16 protein-coding genes are annotated in these 15,088 nt (G+C 71.8%); 11 read left to right on the top strand and 5 right to left on the bottom strand.

Going from position 1 to position 15,088, the window contains the following annotated elements:
• The first annotated feature begins 28 nt into the window (after positions 1-28).
• Together pnuC and AB0I91_RS00735 are read left to right on the top strand one after the other, a co-directional pair.
• Positions 29-670: a nicotinamide riboside transporter PnuC gene (gene pnuC / locus AB0I91_RS00730; protein WP_499634467.1), complete on the top strand. Its 642-nt coding sequence runs from the start codon at positions 29-31 to the stop codon at positions 668-670.
• Entirely contained in the window at positions 667-1,770 is a 1,104-nt protein-coding gene (locus AB0I91_RS00735; protein WP_499634471.1) for an AAA family ATPase, read from the top strand. Before pnuC ends, AB0I91_RS00735 begins: the two co-directional genes overlap by 4 nt.
• Before the next feature lie 56 nt (positions 1,771-1,826).
• Here AB0I91_RS00735 and AB0I91_RS00740 read toward each other — a convergent pair whose 3' ends face one another.
• The gene (locus AB0I91_RS00740) at positions 1,827-2,453 is read right to left on the bottom strand and encodes a nitroreductase family protein (protein WP_498772813.1); all 627 of its coding nucleotides are present in this window, start codon (positions 2,451-2,453) and stop codon (positions 1,827-1,829) included.
• Between the two features lie 136 nt (positions 2,454-2,589).
• Between AB0I91_RS00740 and AB0I91_RS00745 the strand changes: the two genes are divergently transcribed.
• Positions 2,590-4,083 (top strand): YibE/F family protein, encoded by a 1,494-nt coding sequence (locus tag AB0I91_RS00745; protein ID WP_499634474.1) that lies wholly within the window; start codon positions 2,590-2,592, stop codon positions 4,081-4,083.
• Here AB0I91_RS00745 and AB0I91_RS00750 read toward each other — a convergent pair.
• The gene (locus tag AB0I91_RS00750; RefSeq protein ID WP_498772811.1) at positions 4,010-4,372 is read right to left on the bottom strand and encodes a DUF1304 domain-containing protein; all 363 of its coding nucleotides are present in this window, start codon (positions 4,370-4,372) and stop codon (positions 4,010-4,012) included. The genes AB0I91_RS00745 and AB0I91_RS00750 overlap by 74 nt on opposite strands.
• Before the next feature lie 19 nt (positions 4,373-4,391).
• Here AB0I91_RS00750 and AB0I91_RS00755 point away from each other — a divergent pair, with 19 nt between their 5' ends.
• Both AB0I91_RS00755 and AB0I91_RS00760 read left to right on the top strand, forming a co-directional pair.
• Positions 4,392-4,799 (top strand): hypothetical protein, encoded by a 408-nt coding sequence (locus AB0I91_RS00755; RefSeq protein WP_499612806.1) that lies wholly within the window; start codon positions 4,392-4,394, stop codon positions 4,797-4,799.
• 7 nt (positions 4,800-4,806) lie between these two features.
• Positions 4,807-5,670, top strand: a complete 864-nt coding sequence (locus tag AB0I91_RS00760) for a spermidine synthase (protein ID WP_499612808.1) — start codon at positions 4,807-4,809, stop codon at positions 5,668-5,670.
• A gap of 336 nt (positions 5,671-6,006) precedes the next feature.
• On the opposite strand, the gene AB0I91_RS00765 is transcribed toward AB0I91_RS00760, so the two are convergent.
• Genes AB0I91_RS00765 through AB0I91_RS00775 form a run of 3 tightly spaced genes read right to left on the bottom strand, consistent with a single transcriptional unit; the run spans position 6,007 to position 8,606 of the window.
• Positions 6,007-6,636: a hypothetical protein gene (locus AB0I91_RS00765; protein ID WP_499612810.1), complete on the bottom strand. Its 630-nt coding sequence runs from the start codon at positions 6,634-6,636 to the stop codon at positions 6,007-6,009.
• A complete protein-coding gene (hisS, locus tag AB0I91_RS00770) occupies positions 6,633-7,898 on the bottom strand; it encodes a histidine--tRNA ligase (RefSeq protein ID WP_498772420.1) in 1,266 nt (421 codons plus the stop codon). The genes AB0I91_RS00765 and hisS overlap by 4 nt, the downstream gene beginning before the upstream one ends.
• A gap of 6 nt (positions 7,899-7,904) precedes the next feature.
• Complete coding sequence (locus AB0I91_RS00775; protein ID WP_499612813.1) at positions 7,905-8,606, bottom strand: MBL fold metallo-hydrolase; 702 nt, start codon at positions 8,604-8,606, stop codon at positions 7,905-7,907.
• Between the two features lie 145 nt (positions 8,607-8,751).
• Here AB0I91_RS00775 and AB0I91_RS00780 point away from each other — a divergent pair, with 145 nt between their 5' ends.
• The 6 genes from AB0I91_RS00780 to AB0I91_RS00805 all read left to right on the top strand — a co-directional run bounded on the left by AB0I91_RS00780 (position 8,752) and on the right by AB0I91_RS00805 (position 15,057).
• Positions 8,752-9,612 (top strand): peptidylprolyl isomerase, encoded by an 861-nt coding sequence (locus AB0I91_RS00780; protein WP_498772416.1) that lies wholly within the window; start codon positions 8,752-8,754, stop codon positions 9,610-9,612.
• Between the two features lie 228 nt (positions 9,613-9,840).
• Positions 9,841-10,092 carry a hypothetical protein gene (locus AB0I91_RS00785; RefSeq protein WP_498772414.1) on the top strand — a complete coding sequence of 84 codons (252 nt, stop codon included), beginning with the start codon at positions 9,841-9,843 and terminating at the stop codon, positions 10,090-10,092.
• Positions 10,093-10,094: 2 nt separating this feature from the next.
• Positions 10,095-11,435 (top strand): DegT/DnrJ/EryC1/StrS family aminotransferase, encoded by a 1,341-nt coding sequence (locus tag AB0I91_RS00790; protein WP_499634477.1) that lies wholly within the window; start codon positions 10,095-10,097, stop codon positions 11,433-11,435.
• 16 nt (positions 11,436-11,451) lie between these two features.
• Entirely contained in the window at positions 11,452-12,492 is a 1,041-nt protein-coding gene (locus tag AB0I91_RS00795) for a Gfo/Idh/MocA family protein (RefSeq protein WP_499612817.1), read from the top strand.
• A 52-nt stretch (positions 12,493-12,544) separates the two neighbouring features.
• Positions 12,545-13,894: a DegT/DnrJ/EryC1/StrS family aminotransferase gene (locus AB0I91_RS00800; RefSeq protein ID WP_499634479.1), complete on the top strand. Its 1,350-nt coding sequence runs from the start codon at positions 12,545-12,547 to the stop codon at positions 13,892-13,894.
• On the top strand, positions 13,891-15,057 hold the full coding sequence (locus tag AB0I91_RS00805) for an MFS transporter (protein WP_498772406.1): 1,167 nt from the start codon (positions 13,891-13,893) through the stop codon (positions 15,055-15,057). The genes AB0I91_RS00800 and AB0I91_RS00805 overlap by 4 nt, the downstream gene beginning before the upstream one ends.
• The last annotated feature ends 31 nt before the right edge of the window (positions 15,058-15,088 follow it).

Raw genomic sequence — 15,088 nt, forward strand, 5'->3', positions numbered from 1 at the left:
GTTCGAAAAAGGGTCAAACGGAGTGCCTGTGTCTGTGCTGGACGTCATCTTGTGGCCCTTCACCACCACCGCGTTCACGTTCGCCGGCGTCGCCACGAGCTGGGGCGAGGTCGCCGGTTTCGTGACCGGCGCGCTCTGCGTGTGGCTGGTGGCCCGGCAGAACCCGCTCAACTGGCCGATCGGCATCCTCAACAACCCCGCCTTCCTCGTGCTGTTCGCGACCAGCGGCCTGTACGCGGACTCGGGCCTCCAGGTCGTCTACGTGGCGCTCGCGCTGTACGGCTGGTGGGCCTGGCTGCGCGGCGGCGTCGAGCACACCCCGCTGCCGGTCGGTCGCACCACGCGCGAGCAGTGGTGGTGGCTCCTCGCCGCCGGCGTGGCGGGCACCCTCCTGCTGGTGTGGGTGCTCACCACGTTCAGCAACTCGACCGTGCCGTGGGCGGATTCCGCGACCACCGTGCTCTCGTTGCTGGCCACGTGGGGCCAGACCCGCAAGAAGGTCGAGTGCTGGTGGCTGTGGATCGCCGCGGACGTGATCTACGTTCCGTTGTACGCCTACAAGGGCCTGTGGCTGACCGCGGTCCTCTACGTGGGCTTCATGGCGCTGTGCGTGCTCGGCCTGCGCAACTGGACGAAGGCGTTGCGCCAGGACGAGGCGGTGGCCGCGTGACCGACTTCGACCACGCGCTGGTGCTCGGCAAGTTCTACCCCCCGCACGCCGGTCACCACCACCTCATCCGCACGGCCGCCGCGCGGAGCCGGCGCACGACCGTGACCGTGCTGGCGTCGGGCGCCGAGTCCATCCCGGTCGCCGACCGGGTGTCGTGGTTGCGCGCCGAGCACGCGGGCACGCCCGGTCTCGTCGTGCTCGGCGACGTGGACGACCACCCGATGGACTTCCACAGCGACGTGGTGTGGGAACTGCACATGGGCGTGGCACGGGCGGTGCTCGCGCGGCGGGCCATCCTGGACGGCGACCCGGCGTCGGCGGCGGTCGACGTCGTGTTCTCCAGCGAGCGGTACGGCGACGAGATGGCCAAGCGGCTCGGCGCGCGGCACGTGCTGGTGGACCTCGACCGCGGCGCCGTTCCCGTGTCGGGCACGGCGGTGCGGGCCGATCCGCGCGGGCAGTGGGGGTGGCTCGCGCGGGCGACCAGGGTCGGGTTGTGCGCGCGGGTCGTGGTGGTGGGAGCCGAGAGCACGGGCACGACGACGTTGTCGCGGGAGTTGGCGCAGGCGTTGGCCGCGCCGTGGGTGCCCGAGTACGGGCGGGAGCACACCGAGCTGAAGCTGGCGGCTGCGCGGGCGTTCGACCCCGAGGCGGGGGTCGACGATCTCGTGTGGACGGTCGGCGACTTCCAGGACGTGGCGCGCAGGCAGCAGGAGTCGGCCGACGCGGCGGTGGACGGACCGGTACTGGTGTGCGACAACGACGCGTGGGCGGCGACGGTGTGGGGTCACCGGTACCTCGGCGCGCCGCACCCGGACATCGCGCCGGACGCCCGCCGCCCCGCCCTGTACCTGCTGACCGATCACGTCGGCGTGCCGTTCGAGCAGGACGGGTGGCGGGACGGCGAGCACCTGCGGGAGTGGATGACGGACTTGTTCCGGGTCGGGTTGGCACGGCGGGGTGTGCCGTGGCGGTTGGTCACGGGGTCGCCGGAGGAGCGGCTGCGGCAGGCCGTGGCGGCGTGTGAGGAGGCGGTGGCGGCGCACTTCCGGTTCGCCGATCCGTTGCCCCAGGCCGATCCGTCGGAGCCCGGTCGGTGACGCGGCCGGGTCGGCATCAACCCCGGAGGGCGGTCGGCTGGTGACCCGGAGGGCGGTCAGACGGTGACGAGGACTTGGTCCAGTGACTTGCGGACCAGGGCGGGCACCACGCAGTCGTCGGCCGGGTAGCCGATCGGGATCACCGCGAACGCCTTCTCGTTGCGCGGGCGGCCCAGCACCTCGCCGAGGAACTTCATCGGCGACGGCGTGTGGGTCAGCGCGGCGAGCCCGGACAGGTGCAGCGCGGTCAGCAGCATGCCGACCGCGATGCCGACCGACTCGTCCACGTAGTAGTGCTTGCGGCGGGTGCCGTCGGGCTCCAGGTAGTACCGCTGCTCGAACACGACGACGAGTTCCGGCGCGTCCGTCAGGTGCGGCTTGACGTCGTCGGTGCCGAGGGGGCGCAGCGCGTCCAGCCACTCGTCGCCGAGCCTGCCCGCGTAGGAGACGCGTTCCTCGTGCTCGGCGGCCTCACGGATGCGCCGGCGCACCGCGGGGTCCTTGACCAGCACGAACGTCCAGGGTTGCTGGTGGGCGCCGCTGGGCGCGGTGGAGGCGACCGCGATGGCGTCGAGCACCACCCGGTCGGGCACGGGATCGGCGGAGAACATGCGCACCGTGCGGCGGTCCCCCATGCGGGCGCGCAGGTCGGCGGCCGTGCGCAGGGACTCGTCGACCGGCATCCTGGCCGGTCGGTATGGGACCGGCTCGAAGGACCGGCCGTGGGTGGGTGTCCAGTTCGTGGTCACGCGGCGAGCGTGGCACCGACCGGGGCGCGGTTGAAGGGCTCACCCCGAAATTCGCACCGAACTGTCCGACATGCGGACGACCGGGGTGGGCGGGCAGTATGTGCGCGTGCGCGCCAAGGACCTCATCGCCGCCCATGGACACGGCCATGGGCACGGCCCCGTCGGGCCTGCTTCCCGACGTGTGCGGAAGCTGCTGCTGGTCCTGCTCTTGCCGCTCGTGCTCGCGACCGTGGTCGGCGCGCTGCTGCTGTACCCGTTCGGGCACGAGCAGCGCACGGGCGCGGAGGCGGGGCTCGCGCAGGTGCCGGTGCGCGGCGACGTGACGGCCGTGGCGCAGGGCGGGTGCGGTCCGGACACGGGCGAGCCGGGCGCCACCGGGTGCGTGCTGGTGACCGTGAAGATGAGCGACGGCGCGGCGGCCGGTCGGGAGATCCGGATCCCGGTGCCGGACCAGCCGGGCACGCCGACGTTCACCGTGGGCGACGCGGTGGTGCTGTCCTACGGCGGCGGCGACCCGAACGACAGCACGTCCTACCAGCTGGCCGACTTCCAGCGCGGCGTGCCGTTGCTGCTGCTGGCGGTGCTGTTCGCGGCGGCCGTGCTGCTGCTGGGGCGGTGGCAGGGGCTGGCGGCGCTGGGCGCGCTGGCGTTGAGCTTCGTGGTGCTGGTGCTGTTCGTGCTGCCCGCGATCCTGGCCGGCGAGAACCCGCTGACCGTGGCGGTGGTCGGCGCGGGGCTGATCATGTTCGTGGTGCTGTACCTGACGCACGGGTTGTCCGCGCGGACGTCCACGGCGGTGCTGGGCACGTTGGTGAGCCTGGCCCTGATCTGCGTGCTGGGCGCGTTGTTCTCGGCGTTCGGCAAGCTGACCGGGCTGGACCAGGAGACGGCCAACCTGGTGTCGCTGCTCGGGCACGGCATCGACACGCGCGGGCTGCTGCTGGCGGGCACGATCATCGGCGCGCTCGGCGTGCTGGACGACGTGACCGTGACGCAGACCAGCGCGGTGTGGGAGCTGCGGCGGGCGAACCCGTCGCTGGGGTTCCGCGACCTGTACGCGGCGGGGTCGCGCATCGGCCGCGACCACCTGTCGTCGGTGGTGAACACGCTGGTCATGGCGTACGCGGGCGCGGCGCTGCCGCTGCTGCTGGCGTTCACGCTGTCGGGCCGGAGCCTGGGCGAGATTTTGACCGCGCAGGAGGTGGCGCAGGAGGTCGTGCGGACGCTGGTGGGCAGCATCGGGCTCGTGGCGGCGGTGCCGATCACGACCGCCTTGGCGGCGTTCGTGGCGGGCCGTGAGCCGGTCTCCGTGCCCGCGTCGGGTGAGCCGGACGGGTCGGGTCAGCCGGACCGGTCGGGCCAGCCGGACCGGTCGGGTGAGGCCGGTGACGCGGGTGGTCGGACCGCGGCCGATCCGCTGTGGCGCAAGCACGTGAGGGGCGACCTGCGCACCGGCTACGACCCGGCGAAGGGGCCGTGGCGCCGCCCGGCTACCTCGCCAGCACCACCAGCAGCAACGCGATCGCGGCGGGCACGGACTGCACGACCAGGATCCGACGACTGACCGTCGCCGCGCCGTACAGGCCCGCGATGATCACGCAGACCAGGAAGAACACGGCGAAGGCGAACCCGGTGTCGCCCCGGGCGATCAGCGCGAAGATCAGCCCGGCGGCCAGGAAGCCGTTGTAGAGGCCCTGGTTGGCGGCCAGCACCTTCGACTCGGCGGCGAACTCGGGCGTGGTGCCGAACGTCGCACGGCCGCGCGGCGTGTTCCAGAGGAACATCTCCAGCACGACGATGTAGAGGTGGATGGCCGCGACCAGCGCGGTGAGGACATCTGCGGCGAGCTGCACGGATCGGTACCGTACCGCCATGCTGCGGACCGTGTTGGGTCTCACCGCCCGTGTCGCCACCGGGCTGGTGTCGGGCGTGCTCGCGTTGCCGCGGATCGCCGACGCGCTGGAGAAGCTGACGCCCCTGGCGCAGGCGTTGCCGCAGGTCGCGGAGCTGCGGGGCACGCTGGAACGGCTGGAGCAGCTCGCCACGTTCCTGGCCAACGAGATGCCCGAGGCGTTGCACCAGCTGGAGGCGGTGCAGCGGCAGCTGACGGAGCTGGAGCCCCGGATCGCCACGTTGGCCGGCAACACCGGGCAGCTGGACGAGTCGATCCGCGTGCTGGCCGCCGCGCTCGGGCCGTTGCAGGGCACGACCGAGCGCTTGGGCAGGCTGGTCGACCGCCTGCCGGACCGCAAGCGCCGCACGCAGTCGCTACCGGGATAATCGTCGGGTGGGACGGATCCGGAAAGCCGACGAGACCATCAGCCGTGAGGTCGACTCGGGCATCGCGGAACTGATCCCGGACCCGGACGTGCCGAGGGCGTGGATGCTGCGCCTGAACGGCACGCCGCAGTCCCACGTGGACCTGGACGACCCCGGGCACCTGGAGTTCGAGTACCTGCGGCGGCTCGGCCACGTCGCCGACCTGGTCGCGCCGGGCAGCGAGCCGATCCGGGCGCTGCACCTGGGCGGCGGCGCGCTCACGTTGCCCCGGTACATCGCGGTGACCCGACCGCGGTCCAGCCAGCAGGTGGTGGAGATCGACGCGGCGTTGGTCGACCTGGTGCGGGGCGTGCTGCCGTTGGACCGGAACTGGCGGCTGCGGATCCGCAACGGCGACGCGCGGGCGGTGCTGGAGAAGGCGCCCGAGGCGGCGTTCGACCTGGTGGTGACGGACGTGTTCGCCGGGTCGCGGACGCCCGCGCACCTGACGTCGGTGGAGTTCGTGGCGTTGGCGTCGCGGGCGCTGCGGGCCGGTGGCGTCTACGCGGCCAACATCGGTGACGGCGGGAAGCTGGCGTTCGCCAGGGCCCAGGCCGCGACGGTCCGCGCGGTGTTCCCGCACGTGTGCGTGCTGGCGGAGCCGGCGGTGTTCAAGGGCAGGCGGTTCGGCAACTTCGTGCTGGTCGGGTCGCACGTCGAGCTGCCGGTGGCGGCGTTGACCCGGCTGACGGCCGGTGACCCGTTCCCGGGGCGGGTCGAGCACGACGACTCGCTGATCCGGTTCATCGGCGGCGCGCCGGCGACGACCGACGCGACGGCCACCCAGTCCCCCGCGCCGCCCAAGGGCACGTGGGGATTGCCCGACGATTAAGGCGGATGGGCAGGGTGGTGGGAGGGCAGGGTGGATGGGCAGGGTGGAGTAGGTGCTTTAAAGAGTCCTCGCCGGACGGGCAGATCAGCAGGATGACGGGCCGGTGGGTGGTTCGGCGGCGGGTCCGTTGTTGGTCGGGTTTCGTGTCATCCCACCGACCTCCCTACGGGCTACCACACGTATCAAGGGGGGCGACATCAGTGGACGGTGCGGGCATCGGTGAACAGCGCCCCCCTTGACACGCGCGGTAGGGCGGAGCCAGGTCGGCGGGATGACACGAAGCCCTTCCTTTGGGGAAGGGCGTGGGCAGGGCGTGCCAGTGGACGTGTGGTGGTGTCAGGGTTGGTCGAGGGTGGAGACGAAGCGGGAGATGGCTTCCGGGTTCAGCTTCTGGGCGAGGCGGCCGGTCGGGGCCTTGGAGCCCAGTTGGTAGAGCGGGCGGTCGGCGGCGGCCAGGCCCCGGGCCTCGGCGCGCAGTTGGGCGACCAGGAGTTCGGAGAAGACGAGGCCAGGGGGGTCGCCTCGGCCGGCCAGCACGTCGGCCAGCTTGCGCAGTGGGAGGACGCCCTGTTCGCGGCCGCCCGTCCCGGCGTAGATGGCCAGCGCGAGGTTGATCGCCTTGCCGCCGCCGCGGACGAAGAGGCCGACGGTGCGGGCGCCTCGGACGTCGGTCACCAGCAGGTCCAGCTGGTCGGCGGTGTGCAGGTCGACCGAACGCGTGCCGAAGGCGCGGACGGAGAGGACGTGGCCCTCCAGCCACACCCGTCTCCTGGCTTCCGACCAGGCCAGCAGCAGGAGGGGGACGGCGAAGACGGCCGCCGCGACGAGCCCGGCGGTCCGGCCGGCGAGCAGCCCGAGCAACCCGCCGAACGCGGCGGCGACGATCAGCGCGCCGATGGCCACCGTCCGCGCGCGTTTGCGCACCGACTTCGGGTCAAGCAGGTCAAGGGCAATCCGCTCGCTCACCGGCCCAACGCCTCCAGCACTGAGATCACCACGTCCGCCAGCGGCACCTCGCGCTGGTCGCCCGACGACAACTCCTTCACCTGCACGACACCGGCCTCGATGTCGCGCTCGCCCAGGACGAGGGCGAAGCGCGCGCCCGAGCGGTCGGCGCCCTTCATCGCGCCCTTGAGGCCCTTGCCACCATAGGACAGGTCGAACCGCACACCGGCGGCGCGCAAAGGAGCGGAGAGGGCGACCAGGCGGGACTTCGCGGCCTCGCCCAGCGGCACGCCGTAGACGTCGCAGCGGGTCTGGTCGCCCGGCGTGACGCCCTCCACCTGGCAGGCGAGCAGCGCGCGGTCGACGCCGAGGCCGAAGCCGACGCCGGACAGCGGTTGGCCGCCGAGTTGTTCCATGAGGCCGTCGTAGCGACCGCCGCCGCCGATGCCGGATTGGGCGCCCAGGCCGTCGTGCACGAACTCGAAGGTCGTCTTCGTGTAGTAGTCGAGGCCGCGGACCATCCGCGGGTTCTCCACGAACTTCACGCCCAGCTCGTTGAGGTAGCCCTTGACCTGCTCGTAGTGGGCGAGGGACTCGGCGGAGAGGTTGTCCACCATGAGGGGCGCGTCGGCGACGAGTTCGCGGACCTCGGGGCGCTTGTCGTCCAGCACGCGCAGCGGGTTCAGCTCGGCGCGGCGGCGGGTCTCGTCGTCCAGGGGCAGCTCGGCGAGAAACGCCTGGAGCTTCTCCCGGTACTGCGGGCGGCACGTGGAGTCGCCGAGTGACGTCAGTTCGAGGCGGAAGCCGGTCAGGCCCAGCGCCCGGAAGCCGGCGTCGGCGATGGCGATGACCTCGGCGTCCAGGGCCGGGTCGTCGACGCCGACCGCCTCCACGCCGACCTGGTGGAACTGGCGGTAACGACCTGCCTGCGGCTGTTCGGCGCGGAAGAACTGGCCCGCGTACGCGAGCTTCACGGGCAACTGGCCCCGGTCGAGGCCGTGCTCGATGACGGCCCGCATGACGCCCGCCGTGCCCTCGGGCCGCAGCGTGATGGACCGCCCGCCGCGGTCGGTGAACGTGTACATCTCCTTGCTGACCACGTCGGTCGACTCGCCGACGCCCCGCGCGAACAACGCGGTGTCCTCGAAGACGGGCAGCTCGATGTAGCCGTAGCCGGCGCGGCGCGCCGACTCCACCAACGTGTCGCGCACCGCCAGGAACGACGCCGAGGTGGGCGGGAAGTAGTCGGGAACGCCCTTGGGCGCGGCGAAGGGGGTCGTCACGGGTCTCTACAGTCCTCGGTGCGGTGCGGCCGGCGCGCCCGGTGAGGCCAGTTCCAGCAGGAACGGGTTGCTCACGCGCTCGCGACCGATGGTCGTCGTCGGTCCGTGGCCGGGCAGGACCACCGTGTCGTCGGCCAACGTCAGCACCTTCGTGCGCAGCGACGTCAGGATCTCGCGGTGGTTGCCGCCCGGCAGGTCGGTGCGTCCGATGGAGCCCGCGAAGAGGGTGTCGCCGGACAGCACGAGCCGTCCGCCCTCCTCGGTGCCGGTCCGGAACATCACCGACCCGCCGGTATGGCCGGGTGTGTGGTCGACGGTCAGCCGGAGGCCGGCCAGGTCCAGCTCGGCGCCGTCAGTCAGCTCGCGCACCTCGCGCGGCTCCCGCATCTCCAGGTTGCCGCCGAAGGAGGCCCGCGACTGCGCGCTGATGCCCTTGAGCGGGTCGGCCAGCATCTCGCGGTCGTCGGGGTGGATCCACGCGGGGATGTCGTTGCCGTCGCAGACGGGCGCGACGGAGAACGTGTGGTCGAAGTGCCCGTGCGTGAGCAGCACGGCGACCGGGGAGAGCCGGTGCTCGCGCAACGCCTCGGCGACCCGCTCGGCCGCGCCCTGGCCCGGATCGACCACCACGCACGGCCCGCCCGCGCCCGTGGCCAGCACGAAGCAGTTGGCCATCAGAGCGCCGGTCGGGAACCCGATCACCAGCACGGGATCACCTCTCGACGGCAACGGATCGACAACGGATCGCTGTGGACCACGCCGAGCAGCCTATCCGGCATACACCAGTCACATACCCGCCCCCTAGACTGCTGACCGATCGTCGCCGTCGACGCAGAGATCAGGGAGGTTGCAGGTGCCGACCAACGTGCAGCGCCGCGAGCAGGCCAAGCGGAAGCTGGAACGCCAGCTCGTCCGCAGGGCGGAGCGCGCGAAGCGGCGCCGGGTGATCGCGGTCGTCGCGACGGCGGTCACCGTCGTCGTCATCGCGGGCGGTGTGTACTTCCTCGCCACGACCGACTTCAGCAGCACCGGCGACGACGCCGCCGCCAGCTCGACCACCCCGGCCCCGATCGAGATCCCGACCGAGGTGAAGGCGCTGCCCACGCGCCCGACGCCCATCGCGGACCCGGCCACGTGCGAGTACCGGCCGTCGACGGAGCCCGCGTCCAAGGAGGGCACCAAGGCCCCCGAGGCGAGCGCCCCCGCGACCGGCACCGCCACCGCCACGATCAAGGCCAACATCGGCGAGCTGAAGCTGACCCTGGACCGCGCCCTGGCGCCGTGCGCCGTGAACAGCTTCGTCAGCCTGGTCAAGCAGGGCTACTACGACGGCAGCACGTGCCACCGCATCGGCACCGAGGGCCTGCAGATGCTGCAGTGCGGCGACCCGACGGGCACCGGCACCGGCGGCCCCGGCTACACGTTCGACAACGAGACGTGGCCGGAGCTGACCTACGGCCGCGGCTACCTGGCCATGGCGAACGCCGGCCTCGACCAGGCGACGCAGAAGGGCACCAACGGCAGCCAGTTCTTCATCGTCTACGGCGATGCCCAGCTGTCGCCCGACTACACCGTCTTCGGCAGCCTCGACGAGGCCGGTCTCAAGTTGATCGACGAGGTGGCCCGCGCGGGCCACGACGGCGCGTTCGACCCGAGCCCCGGCGGCGGCAAGCCGAACAAGGAAGTCAAGTTCGAGTCGGTCGCGGTCGCTTAACCCCTGCGACGGCAGCCACCCGGACACGAAGGGGCCCGCTACTCGGGAGAGGAGTAGCGGGCCCCTTCGTCTTCCCCGTCGGCCCCGGTGAGGCCGACATCCTCGGATGGTCCCACCGGCCCCTTACGTTTCGCTGACGCGCCCGCGGCCCGGTCCTTGAAGGAGGATCGGGCCGCGGGCGCTTCGCGCGTCCGGGCAGGACATTTTCTCCATACCAGGCGACGTGAAATGACGGTGATCGCGCGGGAATTGATCAGCGCGTTTCGCGTATTCCAAGCGGACCGGGCAGAAACGAATCCCGCAGTGGCGTTTGTGCCGTTCGGGAGCGGGGAAACACTGTCTCGTCATGAAGCCAAGGACGAGGTCTGGGGACCGAAGATCACCTCTGCGTCCAATTCGGACAGCCCGCCCGGCGTGAATGCCGACCAAGTGATCGGCGCGCCGGCGCACCTTGGCAGAAATTCCGACCTCCGGGACTGACCATGAGAAATCTTGACGAACTCCCGGTCGCCCTCGGCGGACCCCCGGTCCGCGATCCGGGATCGGCCACGCGCACGCCGATAATCACCGGTGCGGACCGGTCGCGCGTCGACTCCTACTTGCGGGCGGCGGATTTCCAACCCGCGTCCCAGGCGCTCAGCGCGCCGTGCGAAGCCGAGCCGCTCCTGCTGCCCGTCGGGTCGCTGGGCGCGGAGCAGGAGGCCCTCTCCCGGGAATTCACCCAGGTCCACGGCAATGGCGCGAACGACTTCCACAGCATCCCCGTGAGCAACGGGACCAGGGCGATCGCGCTGGCGCTGACCGCGATCTCCGCTCACGCGCGACGGCTCGGGCTGAGGAAGCCGGTAGTCGGGGACAACGTGATCGTCCCCGCCCTGACGTGGAGCGCCACGGCGACCGCCGCGCTCGAGAAGGGCTTCGTGCCGCGCTTGGCCGACGTCGACGAGCAGACCCTCTGCCTGGACCCGTCCTCGGTCGAGGCGCTCGTCGACGACAGGACGTTCGCGATCATCGCGGTGCACCTGTACAACCGGGTCGCCGACCTCGGGGAGCTGAAGCGCATCGCCGACGAGCGCGGGATCGCGTTGCTCGAGGACTGCGCGCACGCGCACGGTGCGCGCTACCGGGGTGAGCCCGTCGGCGTCATCGGCACGGCCGGCACCTTCAGCCTCCAGGCCAGCAAGACGCTCACCTGCGGCGAAGGCGGCATGATCACCACGCGGGACGGCCTGCTCGCCGAGCAGCTCTGCTCGCTGGCGAACTGCGGCCGGCCCTGCGGTGACGCCATCGGGATCCCCGCCGGCAACGACCGGCTGCCCGGCCTGTCCGCGGCTCTCGCGCGAGCGCAGCTCGACGAGTTCGAGACGCGCCAGGCGGCGCGGACCGAGGTCTGGCGCCGACTCGACGACCTCGCGACGAGCCTGCCCGGGGTCGACCCGTTCCCGGCTCAGCCGGACGTCGTCGCCCCGACCTACAAGTGGGCCGCCCGCTACCCCCGCGAACAGTGGGGCGGCCTGTCCCCGGACCTGCTGGCGCAGGCCCTCACGGCCGAGCTGGACGTCGAGGTGTCACGGGTCTACGAACCGTTGAACCGCTCGCGCTTGTACCAACCGGCGGAAGACCCGCTGATCGGGACCGTGCACGGGACCGACGAACTCGACCCGAGCCGGTACGACTGCCCCGTGGCGGCACGCCTGTACGAGTCGGTCCTGGTCATCGAACACGCCGCCGCGTTGAGCGACGACTTCGTCGAGTCGTACGCCGTCGCGGTGCGGAAGGTCCACGAACACGCGAAACGAATAGCACACTCGCCGACTCGATAGGATCGGGACGCCAGCCGTGAAGAAACTCAAAGCCGGAATCATTGGATGCGGGCAGATGGCGCACAACCACGCGTCCGCGTACCAGGAAATACCGGGAGTGGAACTGGTCGCGGCACACGATCGGGACGCCCCGCGCGCCGAGCGGATGTGCGCGACCTTCGGCATCAGGCAACTCGGACTTCGCGAACTGCTCGACGCGGTGGACGTCGTCAGCATCTGCACCTGGCCGGCGTCGCACTGCGCGCTCACCCTGGAAGCCCTTCAGGCGGGCAAGCACGTCATGTGCGAAAAACCACCCGCGACCAACGTGGCAGAAGCCGCCCGGATGGCGGAGGCGGCCGACGAGCGAGGACTGGTCCTCACCTACGGACTGCTGTACCGGCACGTCTTCCGGGACTGCGTGGGAATCGTCCGGGCGGTCGGTCAGCCACTCAGGATCACCGGCAGGTGGCTGCGCCGCCGGGGCTTCCCGCAGTGGAGCCCGGCCGGATTCCGGGAGAGCGCGGGAGGCGCCCTGACCGACCTGGGTGTGCACGTGCTCGACCTCTCCTGGTACCTGATGAACTGCCCGGACCCCGTCGCGGTCGAGGCCACGACCTGGAACCACGTGCCGCCGGAACCGGACAGGGACGCGACCGACAACGCCTCGCTGACCGTTCGGATGGGCAACGGGTCCACCGCGACCGTCGCGGTGGCGTACGCGTCCCACACCCTCGTCGGAGAGGAAACCCACCTGGAGGTGGAAGGGCCGCTCGGACGACTGCGGCTGCCCATGCCGACGCACCAGACCGCCATGGCGCCGGACCTGCTCCCCCGGTTCCACGGCTCCGCCGCGCCGCTCGCCCGCGCACGGCCGAGACTGGTCCGCGAGGCGATCCGCGACCAGCTGGCCAACTTCAGGGACTCCGCGCTGGGGCTCAGCACCGCGGTCGTCACCGCGGACGAAGCCGTCACGCTCCAGCGCATGGTGGACCTGGCCCTGGTGTCGGCGCGGTCCGGCGAGTCGATCGCGATCGGCGGCCCGGTCGAGGAGCGGCTGCCCATCGCGGGCTCTTGAAGTCCGTCCCCAACGCGAAGTCCGCCCACAACGCACAGACAGGAGTGGAGTCATGAGCACGATGCCGGCAGCCCTCGGCGGCGACCCGGTCGTCACAGCGGAGGACGCCCCGATCTGGCCCCTGTCCGGACTGATCGAGACGGCGGCGCTCACCGAGGTCACCGACAGCGGCCAGTGGGTGGGGTTCAGCCACGTCCCGGCGAAGTGGCGGGCAATCCTCGAGCAGGTGGTGGCCGACACCACGGGGTACCGCTACGGCGTCGGCCAGCCCAACGGCACGCTGGCGATCGCCAGTGGCCTCCGCGCACAACTGCGCCGACGTGGCCTGGAGTGGGCCGACGGGCGTGACGAGGTGCTCGTCGCCGACCTGACCCACGCCTCGGCCCACCACGGCGTCCGGTTGGGCGTGGCGGCAGAACTGGGTCGCACGCCGACGCTGGTGCCGATCGACGCACGGCCGGACGCCACGATGGACAGCGAGGTCGTCGCCGACTACCTGGACCGCCACGCCGACCGCGTGCTGACCGTGGTCCCCGCGACCATGTACGGCAACTTCGGCCCGATCGAGGAGATCGTCGAACTCGGCGAGCGGCACGACGTCGCCGTGCACCACGACAACGCGTTGGGCGGCGCGGCCCGCTACGACGGCCGACCGGCCCCGACCGCCTCCATCTCGGCTCACGGCGAGGGGAAGGCGACCCCGTCGTGCGAGGGCGGGATGGTCGTGGCCACGGACCCGTACCTGGCGGCGCTCGTCCGGGCGGACACCGATTGCGGCAACGGGCCCGAGCGCGGCGACCCGATCCCGGCCGCCGACCTCGGACCGGTCCCGGCCGGCAACCAGCGGATGGGCGAGCAGCCGGCGGTGCTGATGCTCGTCCAGTGGTTGCGAGCGCTGCACTACCGGTTGCAGGTGCGGGAGAACCGGCGCGTCATCACCGACCTGGTGCGGGATCGCGGGCGGTTCCCCACACCGGTCCTGTGGGTGCCTCCGGTCGACGCCGAGTACCCGCCCTTCTTCTGCCTCTACATGCTGTGCACCGAGGCGCTGGAGGACGAGTGGGGCCTGACGCCGGACGACCTCCGGCTGGCGCTCACCGCGGAGGGCATCTGGGCGGAAGCGGGTTTCACCCCCACTCACCAGGACCCGGCGTGGAGCACCTGCGTCGGTGGCGCGGAGCTCTCCTACCCCGGTTCGACGCTCGTGCACGACCGGGCGATCTTCATCCACAACAAGTTCCTCCGGCACCCCGACTTCCCGGTGTGGCTGGACCGGGTCTTCGAGAAGATCCGGGAGCACAAGGGGGATCTGGCCGGCATCGCCGAGAGGTCTCCCGGCTTCACGGCCGACCGGGTGACGAACCCGATCGTGAGGAGCGCCGGCCACCGGAGGGGGCTGTGAAGCAGCGATCCGCACTGTGGCCGATGATCGCGCTGGGCGGGCTGTACTTCGTCAACACGGCGCTGTCGGCGGCGCTCGCGCCCCGCTACGCGGAGATCGTGACGTCCCTCGGCCTGTCCGCCGAGAGCCTGGCGCTGGCCCTCCTCGGCCAGGCGGTCGGCCTGACGGCGGTCGTCCTCACGCTGGCGCCCCGCCTCGCCGACCGCTACGGCGCACGGGCCGCCGCCCGGCTGGGAGCCCTGTCGTTCTGCGTGCTGACGCCGCTGATCGGCCTGGCCGGCTCGTGGACGATGCTGTTCGCGGCCTTCCTGGCCAGCGGGGCGGTCAACGCCTTGCTGGACCTCGGCATGGCCCGCTCCGCCACCGACGCCGAGAAGCAGACCGGCCGCACGCTGATCACCTTCCTCGACATCCCCGCCGCGCTGGGCTCGCTGCTCGGCGCGAGCGCGGGTGCGGCGACCGCCGGGCGGACCGGCGTCGGCCCGTACGCCATCGCGGTGGGGCTCGCGGGGTGCTTCATCGTCCTCGCGGTGTGGCGGTACCTGCCCGCGCCCCGGCGAACCCCGGTGCGCAACGCCGCTCCGAGCCGGAAGGTGCCCGTCACGGCGTTGTGCGTGCTGGCCGCCGCCGGCTTGGGCATGCAGCTCGCGGTGATGGACTGGGCGAGCCTCGTGTTCCGCGAACTGGGCGCCCCGCCGACGATGTACGGGATCGGGAACGTCACCTTCATCGCCGGCGCCACCGTCATCCTCTTCGTCTGCGGTCCGCTGGCCGACCGCTACGGCGCGACGGTCGTCCTGCGGGTCACGGCGGCCGTCGGGATCGTCGGCATGGTGGCCGCGACGTGGTCGGACTCGGTGACGGTCGTCGCGATCGGCCTGGCCATGGCCGGGCTGGGCCTGCAACCCGCCCACCCGTTGGCGCTGAGCGCGGCCGGGCGGGGTTCGGTCAAGGACCAGGCGAAGGTGATCGGGGCGAGCTACGTCGGGATGGCGCTCATGCGGCCCGCGGTCGGAGGGCTGTCGGCCATCACCGGGGTCCAGGTCGCGCTCGGGGTGACGACCGTCGTGCTGGGCCTGCTGGTGCTGCTCCTGGCGGCCAAGGCCGAGAAGGAGCCCTTGGCCGTGGACGAGCCCCGCGCGTCGGACGCGTCGGACGCGTAGGCGCGGTCGGCCGGTCAGAACGCCGACGTCA

This window comes from Actinosynnema sp. NPDC049800 (assembly GCF_040656635.1).
In the GTDB taxonomy this organism is placed as follows: Bacteria; Actinomycetota; Actinomycetes; order Mycobacteriales; family Pseudonocardiaceae; genus Actinosynnema.

Excerpts from the sequence above, each read along its gene's own strand:
- AB0I91_RS00800 (WP_499634479.1), top strand. The coding sequence starts at position 12,545 with ATGAGCACGATGCCGGCAGCCCTCGGCGGCGACCCGGTCGTCACAGCG.
- AB0I91_RS00745 (WP_499634474.1), top strand. The coding sequence starts at position 2,590 with ATGCGGACGACCGGGGTGGGCGGGCAGTATGTGCGCGTGCGCGCCAAG.
- AB0I91_RS00785 (WP_498772414.1), top strand. The coding sequence starts at position 9,841 with ATGACGGTGATCGCGCGGGAATTGATCAGCGCGTTTCGCGTATTCCAA.
- AB0I91_RS00790 (WP_499634477.1), top strand. The coding sequence starts at position 10,095 with ATGAGAAATCTTGACGAACTCCCGGTCGCCCTCGGCGGACCCCCGGTC.
- AB0I91_RS00755 (WP_499612806.1), top strand. The coding sequence starts at position 4,392 with ATGCTGCGGACCGTGTTGGGTCTCACCGCCCGTGTCGCCACCGGGCTG.
- AB0I91_RS00740 (WP_498772813.1), bottom strand. The coding sequence starts at position 2,453 with ATGCCGGTCGACGAGTCCCTGCGCACGGCCGCCGACCTGCGCGCCCGC.